Genomic DNA, 15,635 nt, shown 5'->3' with positions numbered 1-15,635 from the left:
GGTTAATTAGTTATGCCAATGGTTCAACCTAAAAGCCTGAAGTACCGCGTCCTGGCGACACATATTGGTATGTGGTGCTTCCTGGCTCTGATTATTTTTCCACTGTTGATGGTTATCGCGATCTCTTTCCGTGAAGGTAACTACGCGGTGGGGGAGATTATCCCGACTAACCCTTCTTTGGAGCACTGGAAGCTTGCTTTAGGTATTCCTGTTGTTGAGGCGGACGGTAAAATTACACCGCCTCCATTCCCAGTTCTTACCTGGCTGTGGAACTCTATTAAAGTAGCTATCGTTACCTCTGCTCTGATTGTATTGCTGGCAACCACCAGTGCATACGCATTTGCCCGTATGAAGTTCGCAGGCAAGAAGCTGATTCTGGAAGGCATGCTGATTTTCCAGATGTTCCCAGCGGTTCTGGCATTGGTAGCTATCTATGCAATGTTTGACAAGATTGGTCAGTACTTCCCTTGGTTGGGTCTAAACACCCACGCGGGTCTGATCTTCATCTATCTGTCTGGTATCGCACTGCACGTGTGGACCATTAAGGGATATTTCGAAACGATTGACCCATCTTTGGAGGAAGCGGCTGCAATTGATGGCGCAACTCCATGGCAGGCATTCCGTTTAGTCTTGTTGCCTCTGAGTGTTCCAATTTTGGCGGTGGTATTTATCCTGTCATTCATCGGTGCAATTACAGAGGTACCAGTAGCATCTTTGCTGCTGCAAGATGTTGAAAAACTGACGCTCGCGGTAGGTGCTCAGCAGTACCTGTACCCTCAGAACTATCTCTGGGGTGACTTTGCCGCTGCGGCCGTATTGTCTGGTTTCCCCATCACCTTGGTATTCCTGTTGGCTCAACGTTGGTTAGTTGGTGGCCTGACAGCTGGTGGTGTTAAGGGTTAATTGGTTAAGAATTTAGGGTTTAAAGCTAAAGAATAGCTTTCTGGAGACAAGAATGGCTGAAGTCGTCCTTAAGAATATACGTAAGAATTACGATCCATCTGTCCATCAGGACACGTTGCGGGATATCAACCTGCACATCGAAGATGGCGAGTTTATCGTGTTCGTTGGTCCATCGGGCTGTGGTAAGTCTACACTGCTGCGTATGATCGCGGGCTTGGAAGACATCACTGACGGTGAGCTGACTATTGCTGGTCGCCGCATGAATGAGATTCCACCGGTAGACCGTAATGTAGGTATGGTGTTCCAGTCGTATGCACTTTACCCGCACATGGATCTGTTCGAAAACATGGCGTTTGGCCTTAAGCTGAAAAAAGTGCCAAAAGACGAGATCAAGGTTCGTGTAGACAAAGCGTCTGAAATCCTTGGTTTGACTCACATGCTGGATCGTAAGCCTAAGGCTCTTTCTGGTGGTCAGCGTCAGCGTGTTGCTATCGGTCGTTGTATCGTTCAGCAGCCAGCGGTATTCCTGTTTGACGAACCTCTGTCTAACCTGGATGCTGCGCTGCGTGTGAAGATGCGTATTGAGATTGCCAAGCTGCACAAAGAGCTGCAATCAACCATCATCTACGTAACACACGATCAGGTTGAAGCAATGACTCTGGCGGATAAGATCGTTGTTCTTAGCCCTCTGGATGAAGATGCGCCTACCAACCTTGAACAGTTTGGTAGCCCACTGGATCTGTACCATACGCCTGCAAACAAGTTCGTTGCTGGCTTCATTGGTTCTCCTAAGATGAACTTCATCTTGGGTGAGTTGGTAGAAATCGGCGAAACTGAGTGTAAGGTTAAGCTGAGCACTGGCGACGTTGTGACTGGTTGTATTGATGCCAGCGCTGCGAAAGTGGGCGATAAAGTTGAGCTGGGTGTTCGTCCAGAGCACGTTCTGCCTCGTGACCATGACGATTCGCACGGCCACATCAGTGGTAGTGTACTGGTAGCTGAGCACCTGGGTGCCGAGTCTTTTGTTTACATGACAATTGACGGCCGTGACTTCACAGTTAAGGCGCACTCTGATGTTGAAGCTCAGTCTGGTGAAGTGATGGAAGTTGGCTTCCCTAAAGAAGCTGTTTACCTGTTCGATGAGAATGGTAAAGCTTTCCCACGTACCGCACGTTACAACCGTGAGAAGGGTGGCTTGCCGCTGGGCGAGTAACTCTCCGCAGTTGTTAGAAAAAGCCGGCATATTGCCGGCTTTTTTATTTTGATAACAATAGTTCTCATCCAGAGGTTATACTGGCCCTCGCTTTTGATTTGTTTACATGAGCCAGTTTGTTCAATGCGTTTATTTGTCGATGGTTTAACCGTAATAGATAGTACTTATCTATGTCCTTCACGCGGCTTGCTTGGTGAAAGCTGGATTGTTGATGTCGAGCTTCAAGGTGAGCTGAATGACGAAGGCATGGTGTTTGATTTTTCTCACGTTAAAAAGACGATTAAAGCGTCGCTTGATCTCCATATCGACCATAAGTTGATTGTGCCGATGCTGTCTCCCGCTGCCAACGTAGAGCAACAAAGCGAAGAGGTCGTTACGTTGAGTTGCGAGTCTGGCACTGGTGCTATCTATGTGCAAAGCCCTTTGAGTGCCTACGCCTTGTTGCCATTGGCGTCGATAGATGATGATTCGCTGGCTCGCTATCTGGAGGAGATGCTGCTGAAACTCCTGCCGGAAAACGTGAAGGGGTTAACGGTTAATCTACGCCATGAGACTGAAGAGAAGCCGTTTTATCATTACACCCACGGTTTAAAACTGCATGACGGTAACTGTCAGCGTATTGCCCACGGCCACCGGTCTCGCATCGGTATTTGGGTTGATGGGGTTCCAAAGCCTGAATTGGAAGCAGCCTGGGCCAAACGTTGGCATGACATCTATTTAGGCTCTGAAGATGACCTTGTTTCATCTTCGGATACGCCTTTTGCCAGCAATAAGGGAATAGAAGACAGTCTCTGTTTTGCCTATTCGGCAAGCCAGGGAGACTTTTTCATTGCCGTTCCCAAAGCTCAGACGGAAATAGTCGATTGTGAAAGTACCGTTGAGTGTCTTTCTGATTATATTTGCCGTCAGTTAAGTGAAGAATTTCCAGAAAAATCTATAAAAGTGAGAGCGTATGAAGGTGTTGAAAAAGGCGCTATTACTGAGCGCACTGTCGATTAGTATTGGCTGGTCCGCGTCGTTAAGCGCAATCGAACTCGATGGTAAGTTTATCCAGGGTGGCATGGTCACTGGCCAGGTTCCCGTCGGCAGTGAGTTAACTCTTAACGGCGAGCCGGTAAAGGTCGGCGAAGATGGTGTGTTTGTGATTGGCTTCAGCCGCGATGAAACTGGGCCTGCACTTCTCGAGTGGACTGATAAAGGTGGCGCTAAACACACTAAGAGAGTTGAAGTAGAGCAGCGTGAATACAAGATCCAGCGAATTGAAGGCGTAGCGCAGAAATACGTATCTCCGCCGGAAGAAGTTCTTGCTCGTATACGTGAAGATAATCGACAAGTCGCTGAGGCTCGCAAGTTAGATACGGATCTTCGCGCGTTTTTGCAGGATTTTATCTGGCCCGCTGAAGGCCCTATTTCAGGCGTATACGGTAGCCAGCGTTTCTTCAATGGTGAGCCTAAACGCCCACATTATGGGATAGACATTGCAGCACCAACAGGGACATTGGTTTATGCGCCTGCCGATGGCACGGTAACGCTATGGCACCCTGATATGTACTACAGTGGTGGCACGCTTTTAATTGACCATGGATTTGGCATCAGCTCAACTTTCATTCACCTCAGTGATTCACTGGTGAAAGAGGGAGATGTGGTGAAGCAGGGCGACCCCATTGCCAAGATTGGCGCGACCGGACGAGTCACTGGCGCGCATCTGGATTGGCGTATTAACTGGTTTAAGGTAAGACTCGATCCAGGCTTGTTACTGCCTCCGAGAGAATAAAAAAAAGCCGCATTAAGCGGCTTTTTTAATGGATTCGGCATAGTGTTTAAAGCTTGAAGCGGTCTACCAACTTATCTTGGTCATGCGCTAAACGCTCAAGCTCAGAGCTACGCTGGGTAATGTCTTCGATACCTTGGTAGTTCTCATCGGAGATATCCGAGATATGGTTAATGTTCCGGGTGATCTCTTCCGCAGTGCATTGCTGCTCTTCTGCAGCTGCGGCGATCTGGCTACTCATATCACTGATCTGCGTGATGATACCCTGTATCTCTTCCATCGCGCTGTTGGCATCAGATGCCTGCATCACGCTGGCTTCCATTTCGTGGAAACACTCAGAAACCACATCTACGGCACGCTTGGCACTGGATTGCAGGCTTTCAATCATGGCCTGGATCTCGGTAATCGATTCGCCAGTTTTCTGAGCCAGGTTACGAACTTCATCGGCCACCACGGCAAAGCCGCGACCCTGTTCACCGGCGCGTGCCGCTTCAATTGCTGCGTTTAACGCCAACAGGTTGGTTTGTTCTGCAATGCCACGAATAACAACAAGAATGCCGCCGATATCACTACTGTAACCATCTACTTCGCCAATGACTGTGCTTGATTGCTGTAGCTTTTCAGACAATTGATGGGTTGTGGTGATGTTCTGGCTCATCACTTCACGGCCGGTATTTGATGCCGATTCAACTTCCAACACTTTTTCCAGGGTGACGTTGGCAGAATAGGCGACCTCTTTTACTGACGCAGACATCTCAGTCATCGCAGTTGCTACGCTGGCTGTTTCATGACGTTGACGATCCAACTCATCACGCGAGCGGGTACTGGTTTGTTGGTTGGACTCGGCAACATGGGAAAGCTGGTGTGAGGTCTCAGTCAGCTTGACCAAGATGTCGCGCATCTGGTCGTTCAGTTTGTTAACCCAGTCTCCAAGTTGGCCGAATTCATTTTCGCCTTTGACATCGACTTTGCGTGTCATGTCGCCATCAACAATCGCGGACAGCACATCAAGAATGTTCTTGAGCGGTTTACGAATACCGACCGCGGTGCTCCAGGCGATGATTGCAGCAAGTGCAACCGAGAGCAGTCCGAGAATCGTTACCCACGCCAAGCCGTTTTTCAGTGCTGCACTTGCGTCGTTTGATGCTTTGTTTACAAAACTGGTTGCCTGTTGTGTGACCTGCTCCAGAATGCCGTTCGCTTCTTCAATTGCGCCTGCAGCCTCTGCAGCGTTGTTGAAAACATCATCGGTCAGGAATACCAAATTACGGTGGTTCGCCAGCACACCGTCAGAAGAGATAAGCGCTTTGTCCAATCGCTCCAAAATAAATCCAACATCATTTTGTAAGCTTGGGATCTCGTATTCCAGGTCGTCCAGCTTGGTTTTGTAGTTTTTATGATTTCTGCCATTTTGCGCGATGATGCGGTCAACTTCTTCAAGTTGATCTGAGCTAAGCGCCTTAATGGTTGGGCCTTCCATCGAGTTTAGCGCCAGGAAGTACTCCTCCATGGCATTGCGGATATAGTCATCCTGCAGTTTATGTACTGCATCGCCAATAAACTTCTTTAACTGAGGCAGCATGATGTAGAAATCTGCCACTTCAGAGTTGACCTGCGCCTTGTTGGCTTGGATCTGGCGGTAACTTGCCATTGCCGCTCTTGCTTCGCCAAAGAAACGCTCATCCAAAAATGAAAGTTGAGACAGCAGAGATTGAATCTCCTGCTGCTCTCCAGCAACCGTGCTTAATGATTCAAGCTGTGCTTTGAGTTGGCTCTCGCTATCAGCAAACGCTTGTTCAGCCTGGTCCATCGCAGCAACATCTTTCGAGGTAATAAAATCCTTGAAGTGCTTGTTTGCGGTGAGCAGGGTAATACTTGCCTTATTTGCCTCCTCAACGAGAGGAACCGCATCGTTGGTAACCTTAACCAATTGCGAGTTGAGTCCAGTCATACCAAGCAGCGAAACGCCACTGATAATCAGCATTAGACCTACTAATACGGCAAATCCAATACTTACTCGCAGAACTACCGAAACGTTATTCAATACGTTAAGTAGATTACCTTTCTGGCTTTTGTTTTTACTCATTAAGCGTGCCTTACTTGTTGTCGCCCAAATTAGTTATAACGCTGACCATCCAGCCAAGCCAATGCGGCCTGATGGTCATTGATTGTTAGTATGGCGGTATCTGGCATTGTTTCTCGCAATGGCAGCGCCATAACTAACATTTGGTCGTCCCTGAAAACATGCATGGTGATCTGATCGCCACGTTGACATTGGCTGGTGTGGCGAACAAATCTGTCATTAAAGTTACTAAAACTGACTTTTACATTATCAAAGGCAACCAACTCGTCGCCTGGAGCAAGGCCTGCATCTTCTGCGGCACTGCCATTGTGTACTGACTGAATCTTTACGCCACCATCGGCCGATTGCGCAATCATGGCTCCAAACTGCCATTTTTGCTGATTGGTCGGAGACGCAGGTTTTCCGCCTTTATCTTGTATCGACGTTGTATGTCGAAGCTTAAGTAACACCCCGACATCATTGAGTAATTCTTCGAGCGGGATCTCATCAGTGCTGTATAGGTAACGCTCAAAGAAGGGTTCGTAATCGAGTCCAGTCAGTCGTTCGATGAGGTCGATAACCGTGTGGTCTCGTGTGGGCAATCCGGTGCGGCCAAACTCTTGCCATAAGGTCTGTACAACAAGGTCGAGATTGTATTGATTGTCGGTGTCCCGGCGCAGAGATAGATCAAGGGCGAGTGCAATTAATGAACCCTTGGTGTAATAACTGACAATCGCATTGGGTGCGTTGGCATCCTGCAGATAGAACCTTGTCCAGGCATCAAAACTCGATTCCGCTACGGTTTGACGCTTTCTACCCAACCCTTTTTGCACGCGAGTGATGGTTTCAGCCAGCATCGTCAGGTAGTCATCGTGGCTGATCAAACCGGAGCGAACCAATATTAACTCGTCGTAATAGGAGGTGACCCCTTCATACCACCAAAGCTGCTCGGTGTAGCTCTCTTTGTCGAGTTGGTAAGGCACAAATGCATCTGGCTTCAGCCGTTTTACGTTCCAAGTGTGGAAATACTCGTGGCTGCATAGCGCCAGGAATGTACGATATGATTTGGATACAGACTCTTCACCTACTTGCGGCAGGTCGTAACGGCTGCAGAGCAGGGCCGTTGAGGCGCGATGCTCAAGTCCGCCGTAACCATTACCAACCGCATTTACCAGGAACATGTAACGTTCCATTGGCGCGGGTTTACCAAAGAAATTGATTTGGTAGTGACAAATCACACGCAGGTCTCGACACAAACGCTCTAAGTCTGCGTTGTGGTGACCCGCTATGACGATATCGTGCTGTACACCTTCCACGTTAAAGCTAGCTAAGGAAAAGTCACCCAGCTCGACAGGATGATCTATCAGTTCATCATAATTCTCAGCGCTGTAACGACCAAAACCATAACGGGTCGCACCATTTTCAGTCAGTGTTGTGGCAACACGCCAGTGGGACCACTGAGGATCCAGCGGTGGCTCAATCTCCAGGCTGACAGGCTCCTGTTCATAACCTTCCACGGTAAGGAAAACACTGGTGCCATTGAAGAAACCACGCAGTTGGTCAAGATAGGCCGCACGTACGGAGCTATCAAATGCGTAAACCTTGTAGCGAACCTGTACCGGTTCGTCACTGAGTGGCGAAAGTTGCCAGCTATGTTTATCCAGCTTAATGATCGGCAGGGGCAGGCCATTCTGTTCCGCATTGATCTCGACAATATGACGGGCAAATTCTCGGATCATGTAACTGCCTGGGATCCAGCCTGGCAGCCAGAGGCGCAGTGACTCTTCACCCTGTGGTTGGAAGGTCAGGCTCACCTCAAAAATGTGGGCATGTGGATCTGCGGGACATATGGAATATTCGATCATGACGCCTATAAAATAGATAAACAGCAAATCAAAGGTAGTTTGTTAAATTGTCGCATGCTAATGAGTGCTGAAAAGTATCTTTGTTTTCAATCGTGAACCAGCGCGTTAAATTGTGCGTTATCGGTTAAAAGCTATGCGACATTCGGCTTAAAATAGCCAAAAACAATCACTGCATTAAAAGGTCCCAGTGTCATGGCAGAAGAAACCATATTCAGTAAGATTATCCGCAAAGAGATCCCTTCAGATATGCTTTACCAGGACGAACTGGTAACGGCATTTCGTGATATCTCCCCGAAAGCGCCTGAGCATGTACTTATTATTCCTAATAAGCTGATCCCAACCGTTAACGACGTCACTGAAGATGACGAGAAAGTACTGGGCCGTTTGTTTACCGTAGCAGCGAAATTGGCAAAAGAACTTGGCATTGCTGAAGACGGCTACCGCCTGATCATGAACTGCAACCAGTATGGTGGACAGGAGGTGTACCACATCCATATGCATCTGTTGGGAGGCAAGCGCCTTGGCCCAATGCTGGCAAGTTGATTGGTGGCACTAAAATAGATAAAAAAGCGCCCGTTCAGGCGCTTTTTTTGAAGCTGCAGTGTGTGAGTTTTAGAGCCCAGCCACGGCAAGCTGCTCGATTACCTGGTTGATAGCGACAACTTCTGCGCGCTTGAAGAAGTTGAAGTCAGTGGCCGTGACAGTGCTGTAAGCACCCATCATGCGGCTGACAACCATATCGCCATTGTTCAGCTTTGGCAGCATGATCTCCTCTGCGATCACATCAATGCTATCGCAGGTTGGTCCGGCTAATACTGACGGATAGCGTTCTCCATGCCATTTGATGGCATCCATGGGGTAATTGCCGTGATCGAACACGTTACCGCTGAACGAGCCATAAATGCCGTCATCCATGTAGTACCAGGTTTTACCATCGCGCTGCGCCTGGCCCATTACTGAACATACGTTTATCGCCGCAGGTGCAACAATGAAGCGCCCAGGCTCTGCAATAACCTTCAGCGTGTCAGGCAGTGTGGTCATCACTTCTCTTATTGGTGCACAAAACTCATCGATTGGCTGCAGGCTACCGTCGTAGTCGACCGGAAAACCACCGCCAATATCCAGCGTACTTAGCGCGGGTAAACCCGCATCGGCCACTTGCTGAATCAATTTGGCACAGCTGGCAATGGCGGAAACGTATTTCTGTGGGTCCATGGTTTGTGACCCAACATGAAATGACAGTCCACGAATACGGATACCCAGCTCAAAAGCACGGCTGATAATCTCGAACGCTTGCTCTGAAGAGCATCCAAACTTTTTCGACAGATCCGCATAAGCATCCGCATTACGAAAACTCAGACGCACCAGGAGTTCAGCCTGATCTTTGTGAGCGATGAACTTTTCCAACTCGTTCAGATTGTCGACCACAAAGGTATTGCAGCCGTAATCCAGCGCATGCCGGATATCGCTATCACGCTTAATTGGATGCGTTTGGATAGTGCGATCCGCGGGTACACCCACACTTTTCACCAGGTCAACTTCACCATTGGTGGCCAAATCAAAATAGGCACCTTCCTGCAGTAAAGTGCTGACGACTGCGGGGTGGGGCATTGGCTTCAGTGCAAAGTGCAAAACAACATTGGGCAGTGCCGCCTGCAACGCACGATACTGACGGCGAACTACGTCGCAGTCCAGAATCATCAGCGGGGAGTCATGCTGTGCCACCAAACGGTGGATCATGTCGGTTTCTGACGCACGAGTGTCCAGCTGAACAGCAGATGTGTTTTCAATTGAGCGGATCATCCGCGGTATCTCCAAGCAAAAAACAGTTAGTAAAAACTGATCGAGCGGCATCGAATGCTCTCTAAAGCAGCCAACTTCACTCTTGGATAGTTACTCATTGCCTGGTCGCAGGTTGCGATGTACTTGGATTGGCTATCATCAAGAAGTGCGCGCATATTAGTCAAAAAATGACCAAGTACAAGCTTTTTTATTCGCGCCTGATTAACTTTTCTACTAAGGCGGTTTTTGTCTTATTGCAGACCTTGTTGCAATCGACCGAAGATCTTTAAAACACCACAAATAACGACAAAATCTGTGTCTACAAACCTACAAAACCATGACCTCTGTCGGGTTTTACAAAACACTTTGTCTCACTCATTAAAAATAAAAGCCATATAAAACAATGTTTTATTCTTTTTGTGGGTGCTTGGCTTAGTTTTCGCACATACCTCCACGGGAACCTTTTTAGTTTGAGATACCTTGGAGGAAACAACCATGGCTATACGTCAATGTGCCATTTACGGTAAGGGTGGTATCGGTAAATCGACAACCACACAGAACTTGGTTGCTGCACTGGCTGAAGCAGAACAGAAGGTGATGATCATCGGCTGTGACCCTAAAGCTGACTCAACGCGTCTTATTCTGCACTCAAAAGCGCAGAACACCATCATGGAGATGGCGGCGGAAGCGGGTTCAGTTGAAGATCTGGAATTGGATGATGTACTGAAAGTAGGTTACGGCGGTGTTCGCTGTGTTGAATCTGGTGGTCCAGAGCCAGGTGTTGGCTGTGCAGGTCGTGGTGTTATTACTGCGATTAACTTCCTCGAAGAGGAAGGTGCTTATGAAGAAGATCTCGACTTCGTATTCTACGACGTTCTCGGTGACGTAGTGTGTGGTGGTTTCGCGATGCCAATTCGTGAAAACAAAGCACAGGAGATCTACATCGTTGTATCGGGTGAGATGATGGCGATGTACGCCGCAAACAACATCTCTAAAGGTATTTGTAAGTATGCCTCTTCTGGTGGTGTTCGCCTTGCCGGTCTGATCTGTAACTCTCGTAAAACTGACCGTGAAGATGAGCTGATCGAAGCACTTGCCGCCAAGATCGGTACCCAGATGATTCATTTCGTACCTCGTGACAACATCGTACAGCGTGCAGAAATTCGCCGTATGACCGTTATCGAGTATGACCCTAGCTGTAAACAGGCTGATGAATATCGCACCCTGGCGCGCAAAATCATCGAAAACGAACTCTTTGTTATTCCAGAGCCGGCCACTATGGACGAGCTAGAAGAGCTGTTGATGGAGTTCGGCATTATGGAAGAAGAAGACGAGTCCATCATCGGTCAAACTGCCTCAGAAGAAGCGGTTGCCTGAGTTAGTTGAAACCAGCGCTGGCCTAAGCAATAGCCAAAGCCAGTTGGATTCAACCCGCTGTTAAAAAGGAGACTGTTATGTCTACGACTAAAGCAGATACTCAGGCGCTGATTGAAGAGGTGCTTGAGGTCTACCCAGAAAAAGCGAAGAAGGATCGTTTAAAGCATTTAACTGCTAACGATACCGAAAACGCTTCAAACAAATGCATTACGTCTAACCGTAAGTCATTGCCCGGTGTCATGACCGCACGGGGCTGTGCTTACGCAGGCTCTAAAGGGGTGGTATGGGGTCCAATTAAAGATATGGTCCATATCTCTCACGGTCCAGTGGGCTGTGGCCAGTACTCGCGTGCCGGTCGCCGTAACTACTATACGGGCCTGACCGGTGTGAACAGCTTCGGGACCATGAACTTCACCTCTGATTTCCAAGAGCGTGACATCGTATTTGGTGGTGACAAAAAGCTGCGCACATTGATCGATGAGATCGAAATGCTGTTCCCGTTGGCGAAAGGTATCTCTATCCAGTCTGAATGTCCGGTAGGTCTGATTGGTGACGATATTGAAGCGGTTGCCAAAGAGAAGGGCAAAGAGATTGGCAAAACCATTGTGCCTGTGCGTTGTGAAGGTTTCCGTGGTGTGAGTCAGTCACTGGGTCACCACATTGCCAACGATACGCTGCGTGACTACGTGCTCGACAAATCAGGCGAGAAAGAGTTTGAAACCACAGATTACGATGTTGCCATCATTGGTGACTACAACATCGGTGGTGATGCTTGGTCTTCTCGTATCTTGCTTGAAGAGATCGGTCTGCGCGTTGTTGCTCAGTGGTCTGGTGACGGTACCCTGCCTGAGATTGAGAACACACCTAAAGTGAAGCTCAACCTGGTTCACTGCTACCGCTCTATGAACTACATCTGCCGCCACATGGAAGAGAAGTACGGTGTCCCGTGGATGGAGTACAACCTGTTCGGTCCAAGCAAATGTGAAGAGTCTCTACGCAAGATCGCTGCGTTCTTTGACGAGAAGGTTCAGGCGAAAGCGGAAGAGGTGATTGCTAAGTATCGCGCTCAGTGGCAACCCATTATCGACAAGTACAAGCCGCGCCTGGAAGGCAAAAAGGTGATGTTGTACGTCGGTGGTTTGCGTCCTCGTCACGTGATTGGTGCTTATGAAGACCTGGGTATGGAGATTGTGGGTACGGGTTATGAGTTTGCTCATAACGATGACTACACCAAGACCGTACCTGAAGTGAAAGACGCCACCTTGATCTACGACGATGTGACGGGTTTCGAACTTGAGAAATTTGCAGAAAAGATCAAACCAGACCTGATCGGTGCCGGTGTGAAAGAGAAGTACATCTTCCAGAAGATGGGTATTCCTTTCCGCCAGATGCATAGCTGGGACTACTCTGGCCCGTATCACGGCTTCGATGGCTTCGCCATTTTTGCCCGCGACATGGACATGACCCTGAACAACCCGTGCTGGAACAAGCTGACTGCTCCCTGGAAAGGTGATGCAGAAGAGAAGCTGGTTGCAAACGGTTAAACGGACGAGCGGATCACCGCTTATGTGTATCACTCAACCCGTAAGTTCACGTATGAGTGGCGCGGGAGGAGGACGACGATGAGTCAGACAGTAGAAGATATCAAACCAGGTTATCCCCTGTTTGGGCAGCCTGAGTATCAAGAGATGATGGCTCGCAAGCGCGAGTTGTTTGAAGAGGGCCATGACGCCGAGAAAGTACAAGAGGTGTTTGAGTGGACCACAACTGAGGAGTACAAGGAGCTTAACTTTGCTCGTAAAACCCTCACCATTGACCCGGCGAAAGCCTGTCAGCCGCTTGGCTCTGTGCTTTGTGCGCTAGGCTTTGAGAAAACCCTGCCTTATGTGCATGGTTCACAGGGTTGTGTAGCGTACTTCCGTACTTACTTTAACCGTCATTTCAAAGAGCCGGTGGCATGTGTATCCGACTCCATGACGGAAGATGCGGCGGTATTTGGTGGCCAGAAAAACATGTTTGATGGCCTGCAAAACGCAATGGCGCTATACAAGCCAGAAGTGATTGCTGTTTCTACCACCTGTATGGCGGAAGTGATCGGTGATGACCTTAATGCCTTCATCGGTAATGCCAAGAAGGAAGGGTATATCGACGAATCTGTGCCTACACCTTATGCTCACACGCCTAGTTTTGTCGGCAGCCACACCACTGGCTGGGACGGCATGTTTGAAGGCATGGCGCGCTATTTCACACTGAATGAAATGGAAGACAAGAGCGTAGGCAGCAACGGCAAGATCAACCTGGTGCCGGGTTTCGAGACCTATCTGGGTAACTATCGTGTGATCCATCGCATGATGAAAGAGATGGGCGTAGATTACAGCTTATTGTCTGATCCAACGGAAGTTCTCGATACTCCTGCAGACGGCGAATATCGCATGTACGCGGGTGGTACACCGATTGAAGAAGTGAAAGACGCACCTAACGCGATCACCACTATTCTGCTTCAGCCTGACCACTTGGTTAAAACCAAGAAGTTTGTTGAAGGCACCTGGAAGCAGGAAGTACCGGCGCTAAGCATCCCTATGGGGCTGGATAACACGGATGCATTCTTGATGAAGGTATCTGAGTTAACTGGTAAGCCGATCCCGGCGTCTCTGGAAACCGAACGTGGTCGTTTGGTGGACATGATGACCGACTCGCATACCTGGTTGCATGGCAAGAGCTTCTCAATCTTTGGTGACCCGGATTACTTGATGGGACTTGCTAAGTTCCTGCAAGAACTGGGTTGTGAGATCAAGCACGTACTTTGTCACAACGCTAACAAGCGCTGGCGTAAGAAGATGGAAGCCTTGCTGGCTGAATCACCTTACACCGAAAACGCAGAAGTGTTTGTTGGTAAAGACCTGTGGCATTTCCGTTCACTGGTCTTCACCAATAAGCCTGACTTCATGATCGGTAACTCATACGCCAAGTTTATCCAGCGTGATACCAAGGCGAAGGGTGAAGAGTTTGAAGTGCCGCTGATTCGTCTGGGCTTCCCAATCTTCGACCGTCACCACCTGCATCGTAATACCACTTTGGGTTACGAAGGCGGCATGTATATGCTGACCACGCTGGTGAACGCGGTATTGGAGAAATTGGATACAGATACCAGCGATTTCGGCAAGACTGACTACGGTTTCGACCTGGTTCGCTAAGCCGATTAAAGGAGCCCTAATGGTGAGATTAGGGCTCCTTACTTCAACTTTGTAAGCAGTAGGAATCATACCCATGCCAAATGTCATGATCCGTCGGGAAGCCAGTGGTGAGCTTTCCTGTTATATCGCCAAGAAAGACTTGGAAGAGATGATCACCAGTATCGAATTTGAGGAACCAGCACGCTGGGGAGGAGAGATCCGCCTTGCTGATGGTACCGAGTACTACATAGAGCCAATGGCTGCAGAGCCTAAATTTCCAGTCACGTTGAGAGCGCGCCGCCCATAACACTTGGTTCGATTTGGGTTGGTATTTTGTCGTTGTTTTTGTTTGCCATCTTGTTTGCTATGAGCACGGCAGTTAAACCCACAAACAGCGCCACCAGAGAGCGGGTTCATTATTGAAAAAGAGGGCAGAACTATGTCATCACCTATTTCCGAAACTGCGGCATTACGGGTAGCCTTGGCCGCGAAATCTCTCCCTCAACTATCCATGAAGCAATGGCTACCAGTGTTGGTAGAAAAGCTGGGTGAACCAATCACGGATAAGAAGTTACGTCAGCTCAATCCCAAACAGCTGAGAGAGCTGTTTGCAGAGTTCACTGACGGGCCTGACCGGGTCCAACTTGCTCAAGTCTTTGCCATCTTCAACAGTGAGCAGGTTGATGAGATGTCCGCGCCAGAATGTGTCGCATCAGAGCCACTACCAGGGCCAAAGCTGATAATGGCCGTCACTTCAAACAATCAAGAGCAACTGGATGGCCATTTTGGCAGCTGTTTACGTGTGTTGGTCTACGAGGTGAATGCTGAAGGCTATCAGTTGATGGATGTTCGTCCGGTGACCTGCGATGTCAGCGGTGATAAAAGAACCCAATACATGCTGGACCTGATCTCTGATTGCCAGATACTGGCGACCCTTTCAGTCGGTGGGCCGGCAGCGGCGAAAATCACCCGAGCAAGTATCCATCCCATCAAACAAGCAGGGCCTGTGGCCGCCAGTGAGCTTTTATCCAAGCTACAGAATGTGTTGGCAGGGTCGCCACCACCTTGGATTAAAAGACTGCTATCGCTAGAGGAAGAAAAAGTAGAGGAGTGCATGTCATGTTAAACACGCCTCAAGCTACCGGTGGTGACAACGACAGGCCGGTACAGTCGAAAGAGATAGACGCCACTCTGAATCAAGAAATAATCGATGATTTAGCCAGAGAGCTGGCGAAGGCTGACCTTTCTGAAGCGTATGTCGCTGAACTACGGCAACGCTTTCCTGATGTGCGTTTTATCTTATGCTCAGAAGACGATATGGGCGAGCGAGAGCCCTATCTAGCCCTGGAAAATGTGGATCTGCATCTGATGGCCGCGCAGCTGGGCTGTGCTTGTCTAACTAACAATCCCGAGCAAAGCATTGGTTTGATTTTGGCAACACGAGAGGAAGACTAGCGTTGCTATTGGGGCCAAAGTAGTTACTGCTGGG

Annotated in this window: 14 protein-coding genes; 11 read left to right on the top strand and 3 right to left on the bottom strand. The window is 48.9% G+C overall.

Annotation, left to right across the window (positions count from 1 at the left end; all coding sequences use genetic code 11):
- The first annotated feature begins 12 nt into the window (after positions 1–12).
- From malG to ABEA14_RS04795, 4 genes are all read left to right on the top strand, one after another.
- Positions 13–903: a maltose ABC transporter permease MalG gene (malG, locus tag ABEA14_RS04810; RefSeq protein ID WP_345338740.1), complete on the top strand. Its 891-nt coding sequence runs from the start codon at positions 13–15 to the stop codon at positions 901–903.
- A 52-nt stretch (positions 904–955) separates the two neighbouring features.
- On the top strand, positions 956–2,116 hold the full coding sequence (locus ABEA14_RS04805) for an ABC transporter ATP-binding protein (protein WP_345338739.1): 1,161 nt from the start codon (positions 956–958) through the stop codon (positions 2,114–2,116).
- A gap of 123 nt (positions 2,117–2,239) precedes the next feature.
- Positions 2,240–3,115: a 6-carboxytetrahydropterin synthase gene (locus tag ABEA14_RS04800; RefSeq protein WP_345338738.1), complete on the top strand. Its 876-nt coding sequence runs from the start codon at positions 2,240–2,242 to the stop codon at positions 3,113–3,115.
- Positions 3,078–3,890, top strand: a complete 813-nt coding sequence (locus ABEA14_RS04795) for a M23 family metallopeptidase (protein WP_377776160.1) — start codon at positions 3,078–3,080, stop codon at positions 3,888–3,890. Before ABEA14_RS04800 ends, ABEA14_RS04795 begins: the two co-directional genes overlap by 38 nt.
- A 46-nt stretch (positions 3,891–3,936) precedes the next feature.
- Here the strand turns inward: ABEA14_RS04795 and ABEA14_RS04790 are convergent, their stop codons facing one another.
- A complete protein-coding gene (locus ABEA14_RS04790; RefSeq protein ID WP_345338736.1) occupies positions 3,937–5,973 on the bottom strand; it encodes a HAMP domain-containing methyl-accepting chemotaxis protein in 2,037 nt (678 codons plus the stop codon).
- A gap of 29 nt (positions 5,974–6,002) precedes the next feature.
- Positions 6,003–7,814, bottom strand: coding sequence for a M61 family metallopeptidase (locus ABEA14_RS04785; protein ID WP_345338735.1), 1,812 nt, complete (start codon positions 7,812–7,814; stop codon positions 6,003–6,005).
- Between the two features lie 192 nt (positions 7,815–8,006).
- Between ABEA14_RS04785 and hinT the strand changes: the two genes are divergently transcribed.
- Positions 8,007–8,357: a purine nucleoside phosphoramidase gene (hinT, locus tag ABEA14_RS04780; protein WP_345338734.1), complete on the top strand. Its 351-nt coding sequence runs from the start codon at positions 8,007–8,009 to the stop codon at positions 8,355–8,357.
- 69 nt (positions 8,358–8,426) lie between these two features.
- Here hinT and ABEA14_RS04775 read toward each other — a convergent pair whose 3' ends face one another.
- The gene (locus ABEA14_RS04775) at positions 8,427–9,617 is read right to left on the bottom strand and encodes a type III PLP-dependent enzyme (protein ID WP_345338733.1); all 1,191 of its coding nucleotides are present in this window, start codon (positions 9,615–9,617) and stop codon (positions 8,427–8,429) included.
- Between the two features lie 474 nt (positions 9,618–10,091).
- Between ABEA14_RS04775 and nifH the strand changes: the two genes are divergently transcribed.
- The 6 genes from nifH (at position 10,092) to ABEA14_RS04745 (ending at position 15,601) form a co-directional block, all read left to right on the top strand.
- A complete protein-coding gene (nifH, locus tag ABEA14_RS04770; RefSeq protein WP_345338732.1) occupies positions 10,092–10,973 on the top strand; it encodes a nitrogenase iron protein in 882 nt (293 codons plus the stop codon).
- A gap of 77 nt (positions 10,974–11,050) precedes the next feature.
- Positions 11,051–12,517, top strand: coding sequence for a nitrogenase molybdenum-iron protein alpha chain (gene nifD, locus ABEA14_RS04765; protein ID WP_345338731.1), 1,467 nt, complete (start codon positions 11,051–11,053; stop codon positions 12,515–12,517).
- 78 nt (positions 12,518–12,595) lie between these two features.
- On the top strand, positions 12,596–14,167 hold the full coding sequence (nifK, locus tag ABEA14_RS04760; RefSeq protein ID WP_345338730.1) for a nitrogenase molybdenum-iron protein subunit beta: 1,572 nt from the start codon (positions 12,596–12,598) through the stop codon (positions 14,165–14,167).
- A 73-nt stretch (positions 14,168–14,240) separates the two neighbouring features.
- Positions 14,241–14,453 carry a putative nitrogen fixation protein NifT gene (nifT, locus tag ABEA14_RS04755; RefSeq protein WP_345338729.1) on the top strand — a complete coding sequence of 71 codons (213 nt, stop codon included), beginning with the start codon at positions 14,241–14,243 and terminating at the stop codon, positions 14,451–14,453.
- Between the two features lie 132 nt (positions 14,454–14,585).
- Positions 14,586–15,272, top strand: coding sequence for a dinitrogenase iron-molybdenum cofactor N-terminal domain-containing protein (locus ABEA14_RS04750; protein ID WP_345338728.1), 687 nt, complete (start codon positions 14,586–14,588; stop codon positions 15,270–15,272).
- Positions 15,266–15,601: a DUF6129 family protein gene (locus ABEA14_RS04745; RefSeq protein ID WP_345338726.1), complete on the top strand. Its 336-nt coding sequence runs from the start codon at positions 15,266–15,268 to the stop codon at positions 15,599–15,601. The genes ABEA14_RS04750 and ABEA14_RS04745 overlap by 7 nt, the downstream gene beginning before the upstream one ends.
- The last annotated feature ends 34 nt before the right edge of the window (positions 15,602–15,635 follow it).

Source organism: Corallincola platygyrae (assembly GCF_039544265.1).
In the GTDB taxonomy this organism is placed as follows: domain Bacteria; phylum Pseudomonadota; class Gammaproteobacteria; order Enterobacterales; family Neiellaceae; genus Corallincola; species Corallincola platygyrae.
The sequence above is the reverse complement of the archived record's forward strand: the minus strand, read 5'-3'. Positions and strand labels throughout refer to the sequence as shown.

Bases quoted from the DNA above. Each gene is read 5' to 3' on its own strand.
- malG (WP_345338740.1), top strand. From the start codon at position 13: ATGCCAATGGTTCAACCTAAAAGCCTGAAGTACCGCGTCCTGGCGACA.
- nifH (WP_345338732.1), top strand. From the start codon at position 10,092: ATGGCTATACGTCAATGTGCCATTTACGGTAAGGGTGGTATCGGTAAA.
- ABEA14_RS04750 (WP_345338728.1), top strand. From the start codon at position 14,586: ATGTCATCACCTATTTCCGAAACTGCGGCATTACGGGTAGCCTTGGCC.
- nifK (WP_345338730.1), top strand. From the start codon at position 12,596: ATGAGTCAGACAGTAGAAGATATCAAACCAGGTTATCCCCTGTTTGGG.
- hinT (WP_345338734.1), top strand. From the start codon at position 8,007: ATGGCAGAAGAAACCATATTCAGTAAGATTATCCGCAAAGAGATCCCT.
- ABEA14_RS04800 (WP_345338738.1), top strand. From the start codon at position 2,240: ATGCGTTTATTTGTCGATGGTTTAACCGTAATAGATAGTACTTATCTA.
- ABEA14_RS04790 (WP_345338736.1), bottom strand. From the start codon at position 5,973: ATGAGTAAAAACAAAAGCCAGAAAGGTAATCTACTTAACGTATTGAAT.
- ABEA14_RS04785 (WP_345338735.1), bottom strand. From the start codon at position 7,814: ATGATCGAATATTCCATATGTCCCGCAGATCCACATGCCCACATTTTT.
- ABEA14_RS04775 (WP_345338733.1), bottom strand. From the start codon at position 9,617: ATGATCCGCTCAATTGAAAACACATCTGCTGTTCAGCTGGACACTCGT.
- ABEA14_RS04745 (WP_345338726.1), top strand. From the start codon at position 15,266: ATGTTAAACACGCCTCAAGCTACCGGTGGTGACAACGACAGGCCGGTA.
- nifT (WP_345338729.1), top strand. From the start codon at position 14,241: ATGCCAAATGTCATGATCCGTCGGGAAGCCAGTGGTGAGCTTTCCTGT.
- ABEA14_RS04805 (WP_345338739.1), top strand. From the start codon at position 956: ATGGCTGAAGTCGTCCTTAAGAATATACGTAAGAATTACGATCCATCT.
- nifD (WP_345338731.1), top strand. From the start codon at position 11,051: ATGTCTACGACTAAAGCAGATACTCAGGCGCTGATTGAAGAGGTGCTT.